At 72.4% G+C, this 20,746-nt stretch carries 18 protein-coding genes; 14 read left to right on the top strand and 4 right to left on the bottom strand.

The window, feature by feature from the left end; all coding sequences use genetic code 11:
- The first annotated feature begins 26 nt into the window (after positions 1 to 26).
- Both SOM08_RS20040 and SOM08_RS20035 read left to right on the top strand, forming a co-directional pair.
- Positions 27 to 674, top strand: a complete 648-nt coding sequence (locus SOM08_RS20040; RefSeq protein ID WP_116960293.1) for an RraA family protein — start codon at positions 27 to 29, stop codon at positions 672 to 674.
- Between the two features lie 25 nt (positions 675 to 699).
- Complete coding sequence (locus tag SOM08_RS20035; RefSeq protein WP_322469592.1) at positions 700 to 1,629, top strand: sugar kinase; 930 nt, start codon at positions 700 to 702, stop codon at positions 1,627 to 1,629.
- Here SOM08_RS20035 and SOM08_RS20030 read toward each other — a convergent pair whose 3' ends face one another.
- On the bottom strand, positions 1,630 to 2,511 hold the full coding sequence (locus tag SOM08_RS20030; RefSeq protein WP_116960295.1) for an isocitrate lyase/PEP mutase family protein: 882 nt from the start codon (positions 2,509 to 2,511) through the stop codon (positions 1,630 to 1,632).
- 5 nt (positions 2,512 to 2,516) lie between these two features.
- Positions 2,517 to 3,509 (bottom strand): tripartite tricarboxylate transporter substrate binding protein, encoded by a 993-nt coding sequence (locus tag SOM08_RS20025; RefSeq protein ID WP_322469591.1) that lies wholly within the window; start codon positions 3,507 to 3,509, stop codon positions 2,517 to 2,519.
- Between the two features lie 129 nt (positions 3,510 to 3,638).
- Here SOM08_RS20025 and SOM08_RS20020 point away from each other — a divergent pair, with 129 nt between their 5' ends.
- The 6 genes from SOM08_RS20020 to SOM08_RS19995 all read left to right on the top strand — a co-directional run bounded on the left by SOM08_RS20020 (position 3,639) and on the right by SOM08_RS19995 (position 9,143).
- Positions 3,639 to 4,556, top strand: coding sequence for a LysR family transcriptional regulator (locus SOM08_RS20020; RefSeq protein ID WP_116960297.1), 918 nt, complete (start codon positions 3,639 to 3,641; stop codon positions 4,554 to 4,556).
- 133 nt (positions 4,557 to 4,689) lie between these two features.
- Positions 4,690 to 6,192: a hypothetical protein gene (locus SOM08_RS20015; protein ID WP_322469590.1), complete on the top strand. Its 1,503-nt coding sequence runs from the start codon at positions 4,690 to 4,692 to the stop codon at positions 6,190 to 6,192.
- A gap of 19 nt (positions 6,193 to 6,211) precedes the next feature.
- Positions 6,212 to 6,616: a YcfL family protein gene (locus tag SOM08_RS20010; RefSeq protein WP_116960299.1), complete on the top strand. Its 405-nt coding sequence runs from the start codon at positions 6,212 to 6,214 to the stop codon at positions 6,614 to 6,616.
- A gap of 31 nt (positions 6,617 to 6,647) precedes the next feature.
- Positions 6,648 to 7,244, top strand: coding sequence for a penicillin-binding protein activator LpoB (gene lpoB / locus SOM08_RS20005; RefSeq protein WP_070399362.1), 597 nt, complete (start codon positions 6,648 to 6,650; stop codon positions 7,242 to 7,244).
- Between the two features lie 14 nt (positions 7,245 to 7,258).
- Positions 7,259 to 8,146 carry a hypothetical protein gene (locus tag SOM08_RS20000; protein ID WP_116960300.1) on the top strand — a complete coding sequence of 296 codons (888 nt, stop codon included), beginning with the start codon at positions 7,259 to 7,261 and terminating at the stop codon, positions 8,144 to 8,146.
- A 7-nt stretch (positions 8,147 to 8,153) separates the two neighbouring features.
- Positions 8,154 to 9,143, top strand: a complete 990-nt coding sequence (locus SOM08_RS19995; protein ID WP_322469589.1) for an alpha/beta hydrolase — start codon at positions 8,154 to 8,156, stop codon at positions 9,141 to 9,143.
- Between the two features lie 41 nt (positions 9,144 to 9,184).
- On the opposite strand, the gene SOM08_RS19990 is transcribed toward SOM08_RS19995, so the two are convergent.
- Together SOM08_RS19990 and SOM08_RS19985 are read right to left on the bottom strand one after the other, a co-directional pair.
- Positions 9,185 to 9,316: a hypothetical protein gene (locus tag SOM08_RS19990; RefSeq protein WP_416186976.1), complete on the bottom strand. Its 132-nt coding sequence runs from the start codon at positions 9,314 to 9,316 to the stop codon at positions 9,185 to 9,187.
- Positions 9,317 to 9,336: 20 nt separating this feature from the next.
- Positions 9,337 to 11,337: a PAS domain-containing protein gene (locus tag SOM08_RS19985; RefSeq protein ID WP_322469588.1), complete on the bottom strand. Its 2,001-nt coding sequence runs from the start codon at positions 11,335 to 11,337 to the stop codon at positions 9,337 to 9,339.
- Between the two features lie 296 nt (positions 11,338 to 11,633).
- Between SOM08_RS19985 and SOM08_RS19980 the strand changes: the two genes are divergently transcribed.
- From SOM08_RS19980 to SOM08_RS19955, 6 genes are all read left to right on the top strand, one after another.
- Complete coding sequence (locus tag SOM08_RS19980) at positions 11,634 to 14,225, top strand: PAS domain S-box protein (protein WP_322469587.1); 2,592 nt, start codon at positions 11,634 to 11,636, stop codon at positions 14,223 to 14,225.
- A gap of 38 nt (positions 14,226 to 14,263) precedes the next feature.
- Positions 14,264 to 14,905 carry a response regulator transcription factor gene (locus SOM08_RS19975; RefSeq protein ID WP_322469586.1) on the top strand — a complete coding sequence of 214 codons (642 nt, stop codon included), beginning with the start codon at positions 14,264 to 14,266 and terminating at the stop codon, positions 14,903 to 14,905.
- 93 nt (positions 14,906 to 14,998) lie between these two features.
- A complete protein-coding gene (locus SOM08_RS19970) occupies positions 14,999 to 15,427 on the top strand; it encodes a hypothetical protein (RefSeq protein WP_322469585.1) in 429 nt (142 codons plus the stop codon).
- A 92-nt stretch (positions 15,428 to 15,519) separates the two neighbouring features.
- Complete coding sequence (locus tag SOM08_RS19965; protein WP_322469584.1) at positions 15,520 to 16,587, top strand: methyl-accepting chemotaxis protein; 1,068 nt, start codon at positions 15,520 to 15,522, stop codon at positions 16,585 to 16,587.
- Positions 16,536 to 17,039: a methyl-accepting chemotaxis protein gene (locus tag SOM08_RS19960; RefSeq protein WP_322469583.1), complete on the top strand. Its 504-nt coding sequence runs from the start codon at positions 16,536 to 16,538 to the stop codon at positions 17,037 to 17,039. The genes SOM08_RS19965 and SOM08_RS19960 overlap by 52 nt, the downstream gene beginning before the upstream one ends.
- Positions 17,039 to 20,746: a CHASE domain-containing protein gene (locus tag SOM08_RS19955; protein ID WP_322469582.1), complete on the top strand. Its 3,708-nt coding sequence runs from the start codon at positions 17,039 to 17,041 to the stop codon at positions 20,744 to 20,746. The genes SOM08_RS19960 and SOM08_RS19955 overlap by 1 nt, the downstream gene beginning before the upstream one ends.

Here is a 20,746-nt window from a genome sequence, read left to right as displayed (position 1 = left end):
CACCAAGCATTGCAAGAAAGCAGGACATGAAAGAACTGATCGACGGATTCAACCAGGTTGCCGTGGCCTCCGTGGCCGACGCGGTGGACAAGGTCTGCGGCAAGCGCGGCTACATGGCCGCCTGCATCAAGCCGCGCATCAACGACAAGCGCATCTGCGGGCCGGCCGCCACCGTGCTGGAAGCGGCCACCGACGAATTCGTGCCGCCGCAGCACGCGCTGGACCTGATCGACGAGGCCCCGGCGGGCAGCGTCATCGTCATCAGCATCGAGGGCGGCGAGCCCGACGTGGCGGTGTGGGGCGGCCTGATGACCGCGGGCGCCGTGGCCAATGGCCACGTGGGTGCCGTGCTGGACGGCGGCGTGCGCGACCTCACCGAGATCCGCCGCGACTACGGCTTCCCGGTCTATGCGCGCGACGTGAGCCCCGGCACCACGCTGGGCCGCTACCGCACCGTGGCCTCGCAGGTGCCGGTGCGCGTGGGCGACATCCTGGTGCACCCGGGCGACATCCTGGTGGGCGACGTGGACGGCGTGGTGGTGGTGCCGCGCGCGCAGGCCGAAGAGGTGCTGAAGGTAGCGCGCGAGATCGACGAGCGCGAACTCGAGCAGGCCAAGCTCATCATCGCGGAGAAGTCCTTGCGCAAGGGCCTGGCCAAGTACGGCCGCATCTGAGATGGGCGCCCACGGGAGGCCTGAGATGGCGGCAGCAGCGCTGGACATCCTCGCCTTGGGCGAGGCCATGGTCGAATTCAACCAGACCGGCGAGGGCCAGGGCCGCCTGTACCTGCAGGGTTTTGGCGGCGACACCTCCAACTTCGCCGTGGCCGCCGCCCGCCAGGGCGCGCGCGTGGGCTACCTCGGCGCGCTCGGCGACGACCCGTACGGCGCGATGCTGCGCCGCCTGTGGGACGAGGAGGGCGTGGACCACGCGAGCGTGCGGGCCGACCCCGCGGCCTTCACCGCGATCTACTTCGTCACGCACGATGAGCGGGGCCACCACTTCAGCTTCTTTCGCACCGGCTCGGCCGCGAGCCGCTACACGGCGGCGCAGCTGCCGCGCGAGCGCATCGCCGCCGCGAAAGTGCTGCACCTCTCGGGCATCTCGCTGGCCATCTCGCCGACGGCCTGCGACACCGCCTACGCGGCCATGGCCATGGCGCGCGAGGCCGGCACGCTGGTGTCCTTCGACACCAACCTGCGCCTGAAACTCTGGCCGGTGGACCGCGCGCGCGCCGTCATGAGCGACGTGATCGCGCGCTGCGACATCTGCCTGCCGAGCTACGACGATGTGGTGGCCATCACCGGCCTGAACGACCCCGACGCCCTGGTGGACCACTGCCTGCGCCTGGGCGCGAAGGTGGTGGCGCTCAAGCTCGGCGAGAAGGGTGCGCTGGTGGCGGACGCGAACGAGCGCCACCGCATCGAGCCCTTCCCCTGTCAGCCGGTGGACGCCACCGGCGCGGGCGACGCCTTCGGCGGCGCCTTCGTCGCGCGCCGCTTGGCCGGCGACGGCCTGCAGGCGGCCGGCCGCTACGCGGCGGCGGTGGCGGCCTTGTCCACGCAGGGCTATGGCGCGGTGGCGCCGATCCCGCGCGCGGACGAGGTGCGCGCGCGGCTGGCGGGCTGATCAGCCGCCGTAGCGGCGCTCCAGCTCGGCCCAGCGATCGAAGCCCACGATGCGCTTGTAGTCCTCGAAGCCCACGCCGGAGCCCACCATCTTGAGCTCGCCGCTGCGCAGGTCCTCCAGGCTGGCCATCATGGTCTTCACCGAGCGCATCAGCAGCGAGATGCCGTAGATGACGATGCGAAAGCCCAGGTCCTCCAGCTCGGCGGGCTTGAGGATGGGCGTGCGCCCGCCTTCCAGCATGTTGGCCATCAGCGGCACGCCCTGGAGCGCGCGGCCCACCTGCTGCAGCTCGGCCACCGATTCGGGCGCCTCGATGAAGATGCCGTCGGCGCCCGCGCGCGCGTAGCGTTCGCCGCGCCGCAGCGCCTCGTCCATGCCGACCACCTCGCGCGCGTCGGTGCGCGCGATGATGAAGGTGCGCGGGTCGCGCCGCTGCTCGGCCGCCGCGCGGATGCGCCGCTCCATCTCCTCGCACGGCAGCAGTTCCTTGCCCACGATGTGGCCGCAGCGCTTGGGTGAGACCTGGTCTTCGAAGAACAGGGCTTGCGCGCCCATCCGTTCGTAGGTGTGCACCGCGTGCACCACGTTCTTCACGTCGCCGTAGCCGTTGTCCACGTCCACCAGCACGGGCAGGTCGGACACGGCCATGATGTCGCGGTAGGCCGCGCTGAGCTCGCCTAGCGTCGCCAGGCCGATGTCGGGCAGGCCGTGGCGTGCGCCCACCACCGGAAAGCCACCGATGAAATAGGCCTTGAAGCCCGCCTGGCGGATCAGCAGGGCGGAGATGGCGTCGTGCGCGCCGGGCAGCACCAGCGGGCGCTCGCTGGCGACGAGCTCGCGGAAGTGGGGGTGGGGCGCGGACGCCGTCGGGTCTTGGGACATGGGACTCACTGATCGATCTTGATGTTGCCTGCCTTGATGACCGCGGCCCAGCGCTGGCCGTCCTCCTGGACGAGCCGCTCCAGATCGCGCGGGCTGCCGCCCAGGGGCTCGGCGCCCTGGCGCTGAAACTGCGCGCGCAGGTCGGGGTCGCGCAGCACGGTGTTGACGTGGCGGTTGAGCTCGCTCACCACCTGGGGGTCCAGCCCGGCGGGGCCCATCAGGGCGAACCAGGTGGTGCCGTCGAAGCCCTCGAAGCCGGCCTCGCGCAGCGTGGGCAGGTCCGGCGCCAGCGGCGAGCGCTGCGCGCTGCCGATGGCCAGGGCCTTCACCTTGCCGGCCTGCGCCTGCGGCAGCGTCCACACGATGCTGTCGAAGGCGAAATGAATCTGGCCGCCGTGGAGGTCGGGCAGGGCCTGGATGCCGGTCTTGTACGGAATGTGCGTGGTGGGCAGCTTGGCGCGCTGCGCGAAGTCGGCGCCGATGAGGTGCGTGACCGAGCCATTGCCGCTGGACGAGTAGTTCAGCGTGCCCGAATGCGCGCGCGCCGCCTGCAGGAACTCCGCCACCGTCGCGACCTTCAGCGTCGGGCTCACCACCAGCACGTTGGGGGCCGTGGCCAGGCGTGCGATGGGCGCGAAGTCGCGCTGGGCGTCGTAGGGCAGGGGGCGCAGGTGCGGCAGCACCGCGTGCGTGCTGCTGGTGGCCAGCAGGAAGGTGTAGCCGTCGGGCGCGGCCTTGGCCACGGCCTGGGCGCCGATGGCACCCGCCGCGCCGGCGCGGTTGTCGATCACCACCGGCTGCTTGAGCGCGGCCGAGAGCTTCTCGCCCACGATGCGCGCCAGGGCGTCGGTGCTGCCACCGGCGCCGAAGGGCACGACGATGCGCAGCGGGCGGTCCGGCCAGGCGGGGGACTGGGCGTGGACGGGGGCGAGCAGCGCGGCCAGCAGGGCGAGTCCGCCGGCGCGCAGCCAGCGGGCGGGGTGGAAATCAAAGGGCATGGCGTGTCTCCGGTTGTTGTTGTGGATGCAAGAGGTTCATGCGGTCCGGTTCGCACTCTAGGAAAGGGTGCTTTGGGCATCAAATGATTTGTTTCCATCCCCATTCATGAAGCAGATTGATAATGCTGCATGGACTTCCGCCGCCTCGACCTGAACCTGCTGGTGGTGTTCGACGCCGTGCTCAGCGAGCGCAGTGTCACGCGCGCGGCCGAGCGGCTGGCGCTCACGCAGCCGGCGGTCAGCCACGCGCTGTCGCGCCTGCGCGCGGCCTGCGGCGATCCCATCGTGGTGCGCCAGGGACATGGCATGGTGCCCACGCCGCGGGCCGTGGCCCTGCACCCGGAGGTGCGCGCCCTGCTGGCGCGCGCGCAGCGCGTGTTCTCGCTGTCCAGTGCCTTCGATCCGCGCCAGTCGCAGCGCCAGTTCCACCTGGGCTGCTCGGACCACGCGGCCCAGGCCCTGCTGGGGCCGGTGCTCGAGGGCCTGCTGCGCGACGCGCCCGGCGTGCGCCTGCAGCTCCTGCACGCGGGCCGCAGCAACGCCGCCGACATGATCCGCGCCGGCGCGCTGGACCTGGCCCTGGGCGTGTTCAACAGCGCCGACGACACCATCGCCGTGCGCACGGTGCGCGAGTCGCCCTATGTGTGCCTGATGCGCGCCGGCCACCCGCTGGCGACCGGGCGCTTCACGCTGGCGCGCTACCTCTCGGCCCAGCACCTGCAGGTGCTGGTGCAGCCGGGCGCTTTCGGCGGCATCGACCAGACGCTGGCGCGCCTGGGGCAGGCGCGCGACATCCGGTTGGTGGCCGCCCACTTCGGCGCGGCCCTGGGCTTGCTGCCGCACGGCGAGCTGGTGCTGACGGTGCCCGATGACCTGGCGCCGGACGCCGCGGCCCGGGGCCTGGTGCGGCGTGCCCTGCCGTTTGCCCTGGAGCCGTTTCGCCACCAGCTCGCCATGAGCCGGCGCGCGGGCGAGGACCCGGGCCTGGCCTGGCTGGTCGAGCGCATCGCCGCCGCACCCGGCCGCCGCGCCCGCTCGGCGCGCTGAAGCCACCGCGCGGCGTCGGCCGCTCATGCATCTGTGCGCTTTCCCACGCCTTGCCGTTGGTCGCTCCTTAACTTTTGTTCACATCTGTCGAGATTGGGCAGGCCCAGAGGACCAACTCAATCGGAGGAGTGAGATGAAAGCAAGAAGAGGGGTGACCTGGCTGGCGGTGCTGGCCACGGTGTGGCTGGCGGGTTGCGCCGGCATGCAAAGCCACCACGAGACCGCCACGCAGATGCAGGCGGCGGGACAACAAGGGGACTTCAAGACCGCCCTGACGCGCCTGGATGAGCGCCACGCCTCGCCCGAGGCACGCAAGGAACTGCTCTACAACCTGGAGAAGGGCGAGCTGCTGCGCCTGGACGGCCAGATCGAACCCAGCACCGAGGCCTTCCTGGCGGCCGACGCCAAGGTGCAGGAATGGGAGCAGGCGGCCAAGACCGACCCGCAGAAGCTCATGGGCACCGTGGGCGCGGCGCTGGTGAGCGAGCGCCTCAAGGTGTACGAGGGCCAGGACTATGAGAAGGTCTGGCTCACCACCCGCCTCGCCCTCAACCGGCTGGGCCAGGGCCGCATCGACGAGGCGCGCGTGGACATCAAGCGCACCCACGAGCGCGAGGCCGTCATCGCCGAGTTCCGCAGCAAGGAAACGCAGAGCACGGTCGACGAAGCCAAGGGCCGCGGCGTGCAGGCCCAGGGCCGCGAGATCAACGGCTACCCGGTCCAACTGCTGGACGACCCCGAGGTGCTGGCGCTGCAGAACGGCTACCAGAACGCGCTGAGCCACTACCTGGCGGGCTTCGTCTACGAATCGCTCAACGAGCCGGGTCTGGCCGCACCGGGCTACCGCAAGGCCATCGAGCTGCGCCCGGGCGCGCCCGCGCTGGAAGAGGGCCTGCGCGGCCTGGACGAGCGCACCGGCTTCACCTGGAAGCGCAAGCAGCGCATGACCGACGTGCTGTTCGTTGTCGAGGCCGGCGTGGCCCCGGCGCGCGTGCCCAAGGCCTTCACGCTGCCGGTGCCGGTGGGCTCCAGCATCCGCACGGTGAGCATTTCCTACCCGGTGATCGATCCCTCGCGCGACGCCCCGCTGGAGAGCCTGCAGGTCGGCGAGCGCGCGCTGCCGCTCAGCAAGGTGGTCGACCTCAACGTGATGGCCCGCCGCGCCCTGCGCGACGAGATGCCGGGCATGGTGATGCGCGGCTTCTCGCGCGCCATCGCCAAGGGCGTGGTGCAGGACCAGCTGGAGAAGCAGGGTGGCCTGCTGGGCGGCCTGATCGGCATCGTGGCGTCGGCCGCCACCGAACAGGCCGACGACCGCATGTGGCGCATGCTGCCCGGGCGCGTCTACCTCGCGCGCGCGCACTTGCCGCCCGGCGAGCACGAGATCAGCTTGCACGGCGTGAGCTTCGGCAAGGCCCGTGTGGATGGCCAGTACGCGGTGGTGCCGCTGCGGCTGTACGAGGGCCGCCCGCTGGCGGGCGCGGTCGGCCAGTTCGGCCAGCTGCCCCTGGTGGAGGCCGTGGCCACGCCGGCCGTGGCGCCGGTCGCCAAGCCCGTGGCCGTGAAGCCCCCGGCCAAGCCGGCCCGCAAGCCCCGCCCCACGACGTCCGCCAAGGCCGCGGCCGCCGCTCTGTGAACCCCCACCCCATCCGACCATGAACCCCTTCCTGAACTGGTGCGCCCGGGCCTCGCTGGCCGGCGCCTGTCTGCTGGCGGCGCCGCTGGCGCTCGCCGACGCCGTGCCGGCCTCGGTTTCGCCGGCCGTGGCGGCCAAGCTGGCCTGGCGCGGCGAAGCGCCCGACATGGCCGTGCCCGAGATCCGCGTCGCGCGCAAGGGCGGCTTCCTCTCCGTGCAGTCCGACCTGCGCAACGGCGGCGAGAAGGACCAGGCCCTGTACTACCGCTACCGCTGGCTGGACCAGCACGGCAACCAGGTCGGCGACGGCGACGCCTGGAAACAGCTGAACCTGTTCGCCAAGGCGCAGCAGACCCTCAAGGGCACGGCCCCGCACCTGAGCGTGGCCGACTTTCGGCTCGAACTCAGCTTCGAGACGCCCTGATCCCCTTTCACGCCCAACGGACCTTCTTCCCATGAAAACCCGAATTCTTCTTGCCCTGGTGCTCGTCGGCGTGCTCGCCGGCTGCGCCACCAAGCGCAGCCAGCCCGTGGTGCGCTTCGACCGCCAGGTCAACTACGGCGACGCCAAGGCCGTGGAGCTCGTGACCAACGAGTTCGGCTCCTCCGACCTGCAGCTGATCGCCGAGTCCATGGTCGGCAGCCTGCTCGAGACCGAGGTGCTGCAGGGCCGCCCCACGGTGACCATCGCCACCGTGCGCAACAAGACCAGCGAGTACATCGACACCACCAACGTGATGAACTCGATCCGCACCGCGCTGACCAAGTCGGGCAAGGTGCGCTTCGTCGCCAACATCAACGAGATGCAGAACCAGGTCGACGAGCTCAACCGCCAGAACCAGAGCGGGCTCTACAAGACCAACACCACGGCCAAGCTCGGCAAGATGACGGCGGCCAAGTACCGCTTCGAGGGCGAGCTGACCAGCATCGTGAAGCAGAACAGCTCCACCAAGGACGTGTACTACAAGTTCACGCTCAACCTGTTCGACAACGAGGAAGGCTCGCTCGAATGGGCCGACGAGAAGGAAATCCGCAAGACCAGCAAGCGCTGATCCGGAGGCACGCCATGACCCCCTTCCAAGCTTCCCGCCGCGCTTTCGCCGCCACGCTCGCGGCTGGCGCCGCTCTGTTCGCCGGCGCCGCCTTGGCGCAGGCCGCGCCGCGGATCGCGGTCACCGACCTGGGCTACACCCAGCGCGTGGCCGAGTACTTCGAGGCCGCCACGGCCAGCCAGCAAAGCGCCATGAAGGCCACGCCGACCTCGCTCAGCGCCAGCGGCAGCGCCAGCATGACCTACGTGGCCGGCACGCATTCCTACCTGGAGCACCGCGAGCTGCGCGCCTTCAGCAACGACATCCGCGGCGCCCTGCTCAAGGGCACGTCCTTTCGCCTGGTGCAGGGCAAGGGCTTCGACGCCGGCGACCCGCAGCCCACGGCGGCCGAGCGCGCCCTGCAGCAGGTCAAGACCGGCAAGATCGCCAAGCCGGTGCGCCAGCCCGACGTGAACGACATCATCGCGCGCATCCGCAAGGGCGAGTTCGCCGGCGCCGACTACGTGCTGTTCGGGCAGCTCTCCAGCATCGAGTTCCGCGACGCGTTCTCGCCGCTGCAGGGCACGAGCAGCGCCACGCACCAGTACGGCCTGGACTTGCTGGCCGACTTCTCGCTCATCGACACGCGCACCTTCGAGATCAAGGCCGCGTTCTCGGCCCAGGGCGCGGGCAACGACACCAAGCTGCTGTCGGCGCGCGGCGACGTGATGCCGCCCAACCGCGCCAAGGTGATGCGCGAGACCTCGCAAAGCCTGGCGGCCGAGGTGTTCGCGCAGCTGGGTGAGCAGCTCTCGCTGGACCGCGCACTCGCGCCGCGCCTGCGCGGTGCCTCGCCCGCGGGCGGTGCGAACGCGCCGGCCGGCGCGGCACCTGCCCAGCCCGAGGTGATGATCCTGCGCTGAGCCGGTGGTGCCCGGCGGCCCCCTGCGCGCGAAGCCCTTGCGTGGCCTGCCGCGCGCGGCGGCCGCGCTGCTGCTGGCCTGCGCGGCCGCGGTGGGGGCGCAGGCGCAACCGCCCTTGGCCGCGCCCGACGGGCCGAGCGCCGCGCCCCGCGCGCCCTGGAGCCGCATGGACGTGCCCGGATCGGCGCCGGGCCGCCGCGTGCCCGTCTTGCGGCGAGAGGCCAGCCCCGACGCGGCCGCGCCGCGCGTGGTGGTGGTGCCGGGCTCGGGCTGTGCCGGCCTGGGCCCCATCGCCCCGGCCTACTTCGCGGGCCTGGAGCGCGCGCAGGTCTGGGTGCTGCACAAACCTTTCACGAACCCCTGGGTGCGCACCGCGCCCGAAGGCTGCGGCGAGGCCTTCGCTCGCGACGACCGGCCCACGCGCTGGCAGGCCGACGCCCTGGCCGCGCTGCAAGCGCTGCGGGCGAGCGAGCCCGAACGACCCACCTGGCTGGTGGGCATCTCCGAAGGGGGTGACCTGTTGCCCGCGCTGGGTCAGGCGCTGGGCGGCTCGCTGCGGGGCCTGGTGCTGCTGTCGGCCAGTGGGCTGGACCCGGCCGAGACCCTGCGGCTGCAGGCGCAGCGGATCGGCCGCCCCGAGGCCTGGGCGGAAATCCGCGCGGCCGCGGCGAGCGCGCGGTCCGACGATGCCCTGGTGCACGGTCGCAGCCTGGGCCACTGGCGCGACCTCTTGGCCTGGCGCCTGTTCGAGCCGCTCACGGCCCGGCCCTGGACCGTGTGGCAGTGGTGGGGCGATGCCGACGAACTGATCCCTGCCGAGGCCCACGAGCGCTTCGCGCGCGAGGCGGCGGCGCGGCCCGCGCGGCTGTGCGTGCGGCGCTGGCCCGGTGCCGACCACGGCCTGCACCGGCCGGGCGCCGGTGCGGCCCAGTCCCAGCTGTGGCGGGCGTTGCTGGCCGCCACCGAGGCCGGTGGCGCGGCCTGCGGCCCGCCCTGACCGCGGGCCGCCCCAGCCATGGCACCGGCCGCGCCGGTTCGTCAGCTCTGCGGGGCGTACCCCAACTCGCGCAGCGCCTGCGAACAGCGGCAGGCGGTGGCGATCCAGGCGGCCCACAGGATGGCGGCGTCGCGCGACGGCAGCCGCAGGACGCAGAAGCCGCCGTCGAACACCGTCGTCTGGGGATAGGCGCTCAGGGCAGTTCCAGGTCCGTCGACGGCGCGTGCAGCTCCACGAAGAAGGTGCAGCCCTGGCCCGGCGCGGTTTCGCACCACAGCCGGCCTTCGTGCCGCAGCACGATGCGCTGCGCCAACGCCAGGCCCATGCCGATGCCTTCGTAGTCCATGGAGTGGTGCTGGCGCTGGAACATCACGAACAGCGACTTGGCTTTGGCCAGGTCGAAGCCCACGCCGTTGTCGCGCACGAACAGGGTGTGCAGCCCGCCCACCGCCAGCAGCTGGCCGACCTCGACGCGCGCCCGGGCCACGCGGCGCGTGAACTTGGCGGCGTTGTCCAGCAGCTGGCCGAATACCTCGGCCAGCAGGATGGCGTCGCCCCCCACCACGGGCAGCTGGGGGTCGACCACCCAGTCGATCTCGCGCGGCGCGTTCTCGGCGCGCAGCCGGCCCACGATGCCCAGGATCAGCGGCGTGAGCGAGACCGGCGAGGGGTCGATGCTCAGGCGGCCCAGCCGCGCGTATTCCAGCAGGCCGTCGATCATCTGGCCCATGCGCTTGGCGGCGGTGCCGATGGCGGTCTGGAACTGCAGCAGCTCGTGGTGCTGCGCCGGGTCCAGGCCCTCTTGCGTGAGCGTGACGTACTGGCCGATGTGGCGCAGCGGCGCGCGCAGGTCGTGCGCCACGGTGTAGGAGAAGGCGTCGAGGTCGCGGTTGGCGGCGTCCAGCTGCTGGGTGCGCTCGGTCACGCGGTGCTGCAGCTCCTCGTTCAGCCGCGCCATCACGTCGGCCAGGCGCTTGGATTCGCTGAGGTCGTGCGTGATGACCGACAGGCCTTGCAGCCGGCCCTGCGGGTCGCGCAGCGCGGTCAGCGTGGCGTGCGACCAGAAGCGCGTGCCGTCCTGGCGCTGGCTCCACCCCTCGTGCTCGGCGTGGCCTTCCTCCAGACAGACGTCCAGCATCACCTGCACGTCCAGGCCCGCGAGTTCCTTGTCCTGCGGCTCGAACAGCGCGTCCAGGGAGCGGCCCAGGATCTGGCCGCGCTCGAAGCCATGCAGGCGCTGGGCGCTCTCGGTCCAATCGGCCACGCCCCCGTCGGGGTCGAGGAAGAAGATGGCGTGGTCGCGGATGGCGTGCGACATCAGGCGAAAGCGCTGCTCGCTGGCGTAGAGCTCGGCGCTGCGCTGGGCCACCCGTTCCTCGAGGTCCAGGTTGGCGTTGAAGACGAAGTCCTCGGTGCGGCGGCGCTCGGTGATGTCGATGAGCTCGATGAAGAAGCCGTGCGCCACGCCGTCGTGGCTGTCGGGCAGGTAGTGCACCTCGTAGTAGCGCGGCGTGCCGTCGGCGTCGGGGCGTTCGGCCTCGTGGCTCAGCGACTCGCCGTTGAGCGCCTTGGCCACGCGCGGCAGCACGTCGGGCAGCACCTCCGGCGACAGCACGCGGCTGAGGTCGATGCCGATGACCTCGTCGGCGGTGAGTCCGTAGCCGGCCGCGTAGGCGGCGTTGCAGAAGCGGCAGACCAGGTCCTTGTCGTAGTAGGCCAGGCGCGAGGGCGTGCGGTCGGTGATGGCCTGCAACAGGCGCAGCCGCGCGACGATCTGGCGCTCGATGCGATCGCGGCCGGTGACCTCGACCACGGCGGTGTGCGAGCGCAGGAAGCGCCCGCTGGCGTCGCGCACCGCGAGCGAGACCAGCTCCACGGAGAAAAAGGCGCCGTCCTTGCCGAACAGGCGCAGGGTGAGCGGGAGCGCGCGGCCCTGGGCGCGCAGCTCGTGCAGGTGGTCGCGCAGCTGCTGCAGGTCGGCCTCGTCGCGCAGGCGGGCGAGCGTGGGAAAGTCCAGGTCGCCGCCGCTGGCCAGCCGGTCCACGTCGGCGCGGTCGTGGCCCAGCCAGTCGAGCAGGGTGTCGTTGATGGCCTGCACGCGCAGGCCGGTGTCCAGCGCGAGCAGGCCGCAGGGGGCGTTGTCCCACAAGGCATGGCCTTCGGCAATCGCCCGTTCGCTGCTCGTGTGTTCCATGTTGGTGTGGCCTCCCACCCGTCGTGTGCGGGTCTTGCAGGGGGTGTCCCCCGGAGCGGGCACTCTAGCCGCCGATGGCGTGCTATGCAAATGGGGGCTGGGGCCGCCGGTTCCGGGGTCGGTCTGGCCGGTTGCGCGCTCAGGGCACGCGCGGTAGCCGCCTTGTCCGGGCGATGCCGCCCACGGGAGATGTATTCCCCCTGTGCAGAGGGGCTTATGTAACGTAGAGTTGCCGGACGCCCGATAGAACGACCGTCAGGGAGGCTGGCGGAGCGGGCCAGGAGGACGCCCCCGGCATGGCGGGAGACCGCAAGCGCTCGGTACAACTCTGGTTGCCACTGCTGCCGGCAGCGGTGGCATTGGTGCTGCTCGCGCTCATGGTGTGGTCGGTGGAGCGGGTGGTGGGCGACGAGCTCGAACTGCGCGCCCAGCAGCGGGTGGAGCAGACCGCCGCCATCTATGCCGACCGGCTCTCGCGCGTGCTCGCGCGCCACGCCGCCGAACTCGACCTGCTCACGCTGACGCCGCGCCAGCAGGTATCGCCCCAAGGCTGGCGCCTGCAGATGGACCGCCTGCGCCAGCGCAACCGGGGATACGTGTGGATCGGCGCCACGGACAGCGAAGGCCTGGTGCTCGTCGCCAGCGATGGCTTGCTCGAGGGCGTGTCGATCGCTCAGCGACCGGTGTACCTCAAGGGCCGTGAAGGCACCTGGTTCGGCAGCCTGCACGCGCCGGTGGCGCTGCGCGAGCCCCTGGCGGCGCTCCAGCGGGCGGTGCCCACCGAGCTCGCCGACCTCGCCATGCCCTATCACGGCGCCGACGGCCAACCCGCCGGCGTGCTGGCCGCCCACCTCGACGCCACCTTTTACGACGCGCTGCGCCAAGACGTCCTGGGCCCGGGGGACGCCCGGCGCGGCCTGCAGCTGGAGCTGGCCGACCAGGACGGCCAGCGCCTGCTCGGCCAGCGCGCGCGGCTGTCGGCCACGCAGTGGTTGGACCTGCTGGGCACGCCCGTGGGCACGCCGCGGGTCTTCGAGGACGAGGCGGGCGAGGCCATCCTGCTGGTGCGCCACGGCGTCGACCGCGCCACCCTGCCGGTGAAGACCGACTGGCAGGTGGTGGCCTGGCAGCCGCTGGGCCTGGCGCTGGCGCCCGTGCGCGAACTGGAGCGCTACGTGCTGGTCTGGGGCGGTGGCACGGTGCTGCTGGTCAGCCTGGGCGGCTTCTGGCTGTCGCGCCGGCTCGCGCGGCCGTTCAACCAGATGCTGGACGTGGTGGCCGAGCGCCTGGGCCCGCAGTCGGACGCCGCGCCCGGCACGGTGCTGCGCGTCATCGCCGAGCAGATGCGCCGCCTGCCCGCGCAGGGGGGCGGCGGCTCGCGCAGCGAGCAGACCCTGACGCAGGTGCTGCACGACGCCAGCCGCCTGCAGGCCGTGCTGCAGCACCTGCCCGCGCCCATGTACCTGGTGGACATGGACTTTCGCGTGCTGTTCTGGAACGACGCGGCCGAGCGCATGTTCGGCTGGAGCGCGGCCGAAACCGAAGGCCGCCACGTCGACGAGATCTTCCGCGACAAGGACCCGGCCAACAGCGCGCGCCACGCCATCCGCCCGCAGATGATCGCCGGCCAGGGGCCCTGGACCTTCGAGACCCACCTGCTGCGCCGCGATGGCAGCGACATCTGGGGCGAGTGGCGGCTCACCAAGGTGTTCGGCGCCGACGGCGAACCCATCGGCCTGCTGGCCCAGGTGCGTGACCTGACGGCCGAGCGCCTGAGCGAGATGCGCCTGCGCGAGCAGGGCGAGGTGCTGGGCGCCATCATCAACGCCGCCAGCGATGCCGTCATCAGCGTGGACATGGTCGGGCGCATCACCATGTTCAATCCGGCGGCCGAGCGCATTTTCGGCCGCGAGGCGCTGGCCATGATCGGCCAGCCGCTGGACACGCTGCTGCCGCCCGAGCACCGGGGCGAGCACCTGGCCCTGATGCAGCGCTTCGGCAACTCGCGCGTGACCACGCGGCCCATGGGCTTTGGCCGCGTCAAGGGCCTGCGCGCGGACGGCGCCGAACTCGAACTCGAGGCCTCGATCTCGCACGCCGTGGTGCGTGGTCACAAGCTGCTCACCGCCATCCTGCGCGACGTGACCGAGCGCGTGCGCGCCGAACAGGCGCTGGCGCGCTACCAGCTCGAACTCTCCGAGCTCACGCACCGCCTGCTGAACCAGGAGCAGGTCACCACGCGCGAGCTGGCCCAGACCCTGCACGACCAGCTCGGCCAGACCCTGGGCGCGATCCGCCTGTCCTTCGACTCGCTCGTGCAGATGGCCCGCGAGTTGCTGCCGCCGCGCGCGCAGGAGCGCTCGGACACGGTGGGCCGGCAGATCGACCACGCCATCGCCGAGGTGCGCCAGGCCCTGGTGCGGCTGCGCCCGCCCATGCTGGAAGACATGGGCCTGACGGCCGCGCTGGACAACGACATCCGCCAGCGCGCGGCCGAGGCAGAGGGGGTGGCGATGCACCTGCAGACCGTGGGCGACGTGGTCGCGCAGCGCTGGCCCGACGACGTGGAGTACGCCGCCTTCATGGTGGCGCGCGAGGCGGTGGCCAACGCGCTGCTGCACGCAAAGGCCAGCCGCATCGTGGTGCGCCTCGAGGGCGACGCCACCCACCTGCGGCTGGACGTCGTCGACGACGGCGTGGGCCTGCCCGAGGAACTGGCCTTCGGGCGGCCCGGCCACCTGGGCATGGTCGGCATGCGCGAGCGCGCGCTGGCCATCGGCGCGCGGCTCGGCGCCCGCGCGCGCAGCGGGCGCGGCACGCGGATCACCCTGATCTGGACGGCCCGTCCCGGCAGCGTCTTCGGCGAACTGCCGGACGCCGAGAACTGATTCGAGCCACGGCCGACACGACCACAACGGAGAACCCCATGAGCGACATCTACCTGGTTGACGACCACGCCATGCTGCGTGACGGCCTGAAGGCCGTGCTCGAGGACGCCGGCCACCGCGTGGTGGGCGAGTCCGCCGACCCGACGGCGGCCCTGGCCGAGATCGTGCGCCTGGTGCCGTCGGTGGTGCTGCTGGACCTGCACCTCGGCCTGCGCTCGGGCTTCGAGCTGCTGGAGCAGCTGGTGCAACGCAAGGCACCGTCGCGCGTGGTCATGCTCACCATGTCGGCCCAGCCGCGCCACGTGGCCGAGGCCATGCGCCTCGGCGCCTTCGGCTACGTGCTCAAGGGCTCGCCCGCTCGCGAGGTGCTGGAGGCGGTGGAGGCCGTGGCCGCCGGCCGCAAGCACCTGGGTGGGCCGGTGGCACAGCTGGCCGTGGAGGGGCTCACGCAGGTCGAGGACAACAACCCCCTGGCCGCGCTGTCGGTGCGCGAACGCCAGGTGATCCAGCTGGTGGTGCAGGGCCACACCAGCGCGGCCATCGGCGAGCAGCTGCACCTGTCGCCCAAGACGGTGGAGAGCTACCGCAGCCGGCTCATGGCCAAGCTCGGCGTGAGCGACCTGCCCGCGCTGGTGCGGCTGGCGATCCGGGAAGGCCTGATCAGCGCCGACGACCTCTGATACGGGGTTCCCCGCTGCCCGCGCGTCCAGATTTCCCCGCAGCGCCGCCGCGGCCGCGCGCGCACCATCCTTGCCATGGACCTGGATATCGACATGGCACCCACCCTTCCCCCCGGCCTCGGGCACAGCAGCCTGCAGGTGCTGGTGCTTTGCCCGCGCGGCCAGGCGCTGCAGGACGTGCGCGAGCAGGTCGCCCGCTGGCCGGTGCCCGGGCAGGTGCGCTGGACCAGCGACCCGGTGGAGGCGCTGCGCCTGGCGCTGGCGCAGCCGCCGGCGCTGGCGATCGTTGACGCGCGCCTGGACCGTGCGGGCGGCCGCGCCCTGGTGGGTCAGCTGGCGCGCTGGTGCGCGGACCTGGAGGTGTTCATCTTCGACGACCCGCCGGCCGAAGGCCTGCGTGGCCAGGGCAGCCTGTGGCACTGGTCGGAGTTGCCGCGCGTGCTGCGCTGGTGGGCGCGCCGCCACCTGCCGCCCCAGGCCCTGCCCGACAGCCAGCCCATGCCGCTGGCGCGCGCCGCCTGAACCCAGGCGCCCGACCGTCGGAATCAGGGTTTCCTGGCACAAGTCCCCCGTTCTCCCGCCGAAAGCCTGGGAATCCCCCTCTGGAGATCGCCATGCGCAACAACGGACCCGTCACGCAGCGTGAGTACCTGATGCAGGAAGGCCAGACCCTGGTCTCCACCACCGACCTCAAGAGCCGCATCGTTTACTGCAACCCCTCGTTCGTCGAGGTGAGCGGCTATGAGCGCGAGGAACTGCTCGGCCAGCCGCACAACATGATCCGCCACCCCGACATGCCGCAGGAGGCCTTCCGCGACATGTGGGCCACGATGCAGGGTGGCCACCCCTGGTCGGGCCTGGTGAAGAACCGCCGCAAGAACGGCGACCACTACTGGGTGCTGGCCAACGTGACACCGGTGATCGACGCCGGGCGCATCACGGGCTACATGTCGGTGCGCACCAAGCCCACGCGCGAACAGGTGCAGGCGGCCGAGGCGCTGTACGCCCGCATGCGCGAGGAGGCGGCGGCCGGCCGCGCGGTGCACGTGCTGTCGGCCGGCGAAGTGCGGCGCCGCGCGCCGCTGGCGCGCCTGGGCCGTGCGGCGGGCTGGGTGTTCGCGCAGCGCACCCTGCTGTCGCTGCTGGCCATGGGGGCGGCCGGCGCGCTGCTGGGCGCCTACCTGCCCAGCCACGCCGCCGCCATCGGGCTGACCAGCGTGGCCGCGCTGCTGGCGGGTGTCTGGCTGCAGCGCCGGGGCGACCGGCCGCTGGGCCGCATCCTGCAGTCGGCCAACCGGCTCGCCGCCGGCGACCTGGCCACGCGCAGCACCGACGCCGCCAACGGCCTGATCGGGCGCATCCACCGGGGCCTGTCGCAGCTCAACGTGAACCTGCAGGCCGTGGTGAGCGACGTGCGCACCCAGGTCGAGGGCATGCACCACGCCACGCGCGAGATCAGCGCGGGCAGCGCCGACCTGAGCGCGCGCACCGAGGCCCAGGCCGGCAACCTGCAGCAAACCGCGGCCTCGCTGGAGCAGATAACCGCCACCATCCGGGCCAACGCCGAGTCCTCGGGCCGCGCGGCCAGGCCGAGCGCAGCGGCGAAGCCATCGAATCGGTGGCGCGGCGCATGGCCGACATCCAGGCCGCCAGCGAGCGCATCACCGAGATCGTCGGCGTGATCGACGGCATTTCCTTCCAGACCAACCTGCTCGCGCTCAACGCGGCGGTGGAGGCCGCGCGCGCCGGCGAGCACGGCCGCGGCTTCGCCGTGGTGGCCGGCGAGGTGCGCTCGCTGGCGGCGCGCGCGCGCGATTCGGCCAAGGAAATCAAGGCGCTGATCCAGGCCTCGCAGGAACAGGTGGCGGCGGGCGCCCGCCTGGTGGGCGAGACGCGGGCCACCGTGCAGGAGAGCGCCGGCAGCATCGGCCGCGTGAGCGAACTGGTGGCCGAGATCAGCGCCGGCTCGAACGAACAATCCCAAGGCGTGGCGCAGGTCAATGCGGCCGTGGCCCAGCTCGACAGCCTGACGCAGCAGAATGCGGCCATGGTCGAACAACTTTCCGCGTCGGCCGCCTCGCTGGCGGCACAGGCCGGCACCGTCACGGAGACGGTGCGCGTCTTCAAGCTCTGATGGCAGCGATGGGGCTTGCCGGCGGCGGCCGTTCCTGGCCCTGGGTGGCCGTCACGCTGCTGTGCGGGGCCGTGCTCACGGCCGTGGCGGTGCTCCACCGCGAACGGGCCAACGAGGCCTACGTGCGCGCCCAGTTCGAGGCGCAGTCGCGCGAACTGGCCGATGCGATCACCGGCCGCCTCGCCCTGGTGGAGTACGGCCTGCGCGGCGCGCGTGGTGTGGCCGAGCAGGCGGGCGAGAGCGGTCTGACGGCGGCGGACTTTCGCGCCTACATGAGCTCGCGCGACCTCGAGCGCGAATTTCCCGGCGTGCGCGGTTTTGGCTTCATGCGCCGCCTGCCGCCCGGCACCGATGACGCGTACCTTCGCCTGCGCCAACAGCTGGGCGTGGCGGACACGCCCATTCGCGGCCAGAACCCGAACCCGGGCGAGCGCATCGTGATCGAGCTGGTGGAGCCGCTGTCGCGCAACCACCAGGCGGTCGGCCTGGACATCGCCGCGGAGCCCCTTCGCCGCGACATCGCGGTGGCGGCCGTGCGGCGCAACCGACCCCTCATGTCGCGTCCGACGACGCTGGTGCAAGCGCCAGGAGCGCGTGCCTTCGTGGTGATGCTGCCGGTGTTTCGCCGGGGCATGCCGAACGACGGCCCCGAGGCACGCGACGCCGCGGCCTACGGCTGGGTGTACGCGCCGATCGTGCTCGATGACCTGATCGTCGGGCTGCCGCTGCGCGAGCAGCTGATCTCGCTCACGCTGACCGACATCTCCGAGCCCGAACTGGCCGAGCCCTTCTTCAGCACGGCGGCGCTGGGCGAGGCGCCATCGGCCGGCGCGCTCTCGCAAGCCCTGCTGCGGGTGCCCTTCGGCCGCTCCTGGGCGATCCACACCGAGGCCCGGCCGTCGTTTGCCTCGCAGTTTCACCTGCCGTCGCCGCGCAGCCTGGCCTGGACCGGCGCATTGGGCACGCTGCTGATGGCCGCGCTGCACGGGCTGTGGCTGAACCTGCGCCGCCGCCACCGCCAGGCCGCCGAGCTCAACGCCCGCCTCGAAGACCGTGTCGCCGAGCGCACGCGCTCGCTGGAAGACACCGAGCGCTTCCTGCGCACCGTGCTCGACGCCGTGCCGTCCATGATCAGCTACTGGGACCGCGACCAGGTCAACCGCGCGGCCAACCGCGCCAATCTGCACTGGCGCCAGCCCGAGGGCGGCACGATGGTGGGCCTGCGCGTGAAGGACACCCTCGACGAGGCCACCTACGCCCGCCTGCAGCCGCGCATCGAGGCCGTGCTCGACGGCCGCCAGCAGACCTTCGAGGTCACGGTGCGCACGCCCGCCACCGGCGAGCCGCGCGAGCTGCGGCTGACCTACCTGCCCGACGCGCGCGACGGCATGGTGCATGGCTGGTACGCCGTCGTCGACGACGTGACCGAGCGCAACCGCAACCGGCGCGAGCTGGAGTCCGCGCTCACGCTGCAGGCCACCGAGCGCTTGCGGCTGCAGAGCATCCTGCAGGGCACCAACGCCGGCACCTGGGAATGGAACATGCTGACCGGCGATGCGCGCTTCAACGAGCGCTGGGCCCAGATGCTGGGCCACGACTACGACGTGCTGAGGCCCAGCCACGTGCGGGCCTGGCGGGACCATGTGCACCCCGAGGACCTGAAGCTGGCGCGCGAGCGCCTGCGGCGGCACATCGATGGCGAATTGCCCTTCTACGAATGCGAGGTGCGCATGCGCCACGCCGACGGGCACTGGGTCTGGGTGCTCGACCGCGGCCAGGTGCAGACGCGCAACGAGGACGGCGCGCCCGAGTGGATGTACGGTACCTCGCAGGACATCAGCGAAAGCAAGGCCATCGAGCAAAGCCTGCGCGAGGCCACGCGCGCGGCCGAAGCGGCCAGCCAGAGCAAGAGCGCCTTTCTGGCCAACATGAGCCACGAGATCCGCACCCCGCTCAATGCCGTGCTGGGCGTGGCCCACTTGCTGGGCGACACGCCGCTCGACGCCACCCAGCGCGCCCTGCTGGAGAACGCGCAGACGGCGGGCCGCTCGCTGCTGGGCATCGTCAACGACGTGCTCGACCTGGCCAAGATCGAGGCCGGCGAGATGCGCCTGGCCGACGAGGCCTTCGCCCTGGGCGGCCTGCTGCGCGAGGTGGAATCGGTCTACGCGCTGCCGGCGCGCGAGAAGGGCCTGTCGCTGTCGCTGTTCGTGCCGCAGGACATGCCGGCCTACGTGATGGGCGATGCCGCGCGGCTGCGCCAGGCGCTGGTCAACCTGGTGGGCAACGCGATCAAGTTCACCCAGCAGGGCGGCGTGGTCATCAGCGCCGAGGTGCTGAGTGGCGGCGGGGGGCCGCAGCTGCGCCTGAGCGTGCGCGACAGCGGCATCGGCATCCCGCCCGAGGTGCAGGCGCGGCTGTTCCAGCCCTTCACCCAGGCCGACGAAACCACCACGCGGCGCTTCGGCGGCACCGGCCTGGGCCTGTCCATCGTGCGCCGGCTGGTCGCGCTCATGGGCGGGGAGGTGGGCCTGAACAGCGAGCCCGGCCAGGGCAGCGAGTTCTGGCTGCGCGTGGCGCTGCGCCCGGCCAAGGCCTCGGACCTGCCGCTGCCCGCGCCGCCCCCCGCGGCCAGCGACTCGAGCGGCCTGGCGGGCCTGGCCGTGCTGCTGGTGGACGACAGCGAGATCAACCTGGACATCGCGCGGCGCATGCTGGAGCGCCAGGGCGCGCGCGTGCAGACCTGCGGCGACGGCGAACAGGCCCTGGGCTGGCTGCGCGCCTCGCCCGCCGCCTTCGACGTGGTGCTGATGGACGTGCAGATGCCCGTGATGGATGGCCTGGAGGCCACCAACCGCATCCGCAACGAGCTGCGCCTGGTGGACCTGCCGGTGATCGCGCTGACGGCCGGCGCGCTGGCCGACGAGCGCCGCCGCGCGCTGCAGGCGGGTTTCAGCAACTTCCTGGCCAAGCCGATCGACCCCGAGGAACTGATCGAGGCGGTGCGCCGCGCCGCCTCGGCGCGCGGGGCCTCGACGGCGCATGCGCCGGCGGTGCCGCGACGGGTGCCCGCGGCGCCCGGCCCCGTGGCGCCGCGAACGCCCGCCGGAGACTGGCCGACCATCGAGGGCATTGATGCGGGGGCCGCGCGGCGCCAGCTCGGCGGCGATCTGTCGCTGTTCCAGCGCCTGCTCGCGCGCCTGCTGGCCGAACACGGCGACTGGGCGGCGCTGCCGCCCGAGGCCGCCGACCGCTGGGACAGCGGGGCGCGCGTGGCCTGGCGGGCCCGGGCCCACCGCTTGCGCGGCAGCGCGGGCGTGCTGGGCGCCATGGCCCTGTCGCGCGCCGCGACCGCCTTGGAGACCTCATTGGCGCCCGGCGGCGAGCCCGCGCCCGCCGGCCCGGCGCTGGCCGCCGTGCGCGCCGCCTTCGAGGCCCTGCGGGCGGCCGTGCCGGCCGAGGCCCCGCGCCCGGCACCGTTGGCGACGCCCGGTCCCGATGCCGACGCACCGGCGCTGACCGCGCAGCTGGAGCGGCTGGCCGAGCAGCTGGCGACGCAGGACCTCGACGGTGTGGAGACCTTCGAGGCCTGCCGCGCCGCGCTGGAGGTTCACTTCGGCGCCGCGCGCGTGGCCGCCCTGGCCGCGGCCATCGACGGCCTGGATTTCGCCACCGCGCGCCGCCTGCTCAACGGCACCTCGGCCTGA

Origin of the sequence: Hydrogenophaga sp. SNF1, assembly GCF_034421675.1 — a bacterium.
GTDB classification, from domain to species: Bacteria; Pseudomonadota; Gammaproteobacteria; order Burkholderiales; family Burkholderiaceae_C; genus Hydrogenophaga; species Hydrogenophaga borbori.
This window is presented reverse-complemented; position numbering and strand designations above follow the sequence as displayed.

Coding starts and splice junctions, on each gene's coding strand:
- SOM08_RS20030 (WP_116960295.1), bottom strand. CDS start 2,511: ATGTCCCAAGACCCGACGGCGTCCGCGCCCCACCCCCACTTCCGCGAG.
- SOM08_RS19960 (WP_322469583.1), top strand. CDS start 16,536: ATGGCCGACATCCAGGCCGCCAGCGAGCGCATCACCGAGATCGTCGGC.
- SOM08_RS20040 (WP_116960293.1), top strand. CDS start 27: ATGAAAGAACTGATCGACGGATTCAACCAGGTTGCCGTGGCCTCCGTG.
- SOM08_RS19965 (WP_322469584.1), top strand. CDS start 15,520: ATGCGCAACAACGGACCCGTCACGCAGCGTGAGTACCTGATGCAGGAA.
- SOM08_RS20025 (WP_322469591.1), bottom strand. CDS start 3,509: ATGCCCTTTGATTTCCACCCCGCCCGCTGGCTGCGCGCCGGCGGACTC.
- SOM08_RS19975 (WP_322469586.1), top strand. CDS start 14,264: ATGAGCGACATCTACCTGGTTGACGACCACGCCATGCTGCGTGACGGC.
- SOM08_RS20010 (WP_116960299.1), top strand. CDS start 6,212: ATGAACCCCTTCCTGAACTGGTGCGCCCGGGCCTCGCTGGCCGGCGCC.
- SOM08_RS19970 (WP_322469585.1), top strand. CDS start 14,999: ATGGCACCCACCCTTCCCCCCGGCCTCGGGCACAGCAGCCTGCAGGTG.
- SOM08_RS20015 (WP_322469590.1), top strand. CDS start 4,690: ATGAAAGCAAGAAGAGGGGTGACCTGGCTGGCGGTGCTGGCCACGGTG.
- SOM08_RS19955 (WP_322469582.1), top strand. CDS start 17,039: ATGGCAGCGATGGGGCTTGCCGGCGGCGGCCGTTCCTGGCCCTGGGTG.
- SOM08_RS20020 (WP_116960297.1), top strand. CDS start 3,639: ATGGACTTCCGCCGCCTCGACCTGAACCTGCTGGTGGTGTTCGACGCC.
- lpoB (WP_070399362.1), top strand. CDS start 6,648: ATGAAAACCCGAATTCTTCTTGCCCTGGTGCTCGTCGGCGTGCTCGCC.
- SOM08_RS19985 (WP_322469588.1), bottom strand. CDS start 11,337: ATGGAACACACGAGCAGCGAACGGGCGATTGCCGAAGGCCATGCCTTG.
- SOM08_RS20035 (WP_322469592.1), top strand. CDS start 700: ATGGCGGCAGCAGCGCTGGACATCCTCGCCTTGGGCGAGGCCATGGTC.
- SOM08_RS20000 (WP_116960300.1), top strand. CDS start 7,259: ATGACCCCCTTCCAAGCTTCCCGCCGCGCTTTCGCCGCCACGCTCGCG.
- SOM08_RS19980 (WP_322469587.1), top strand. CDS start 11,634: ATGGCGGGAGACCGCAAGCGCTCGGTACAACTCTGGTTGCCACTGCTG.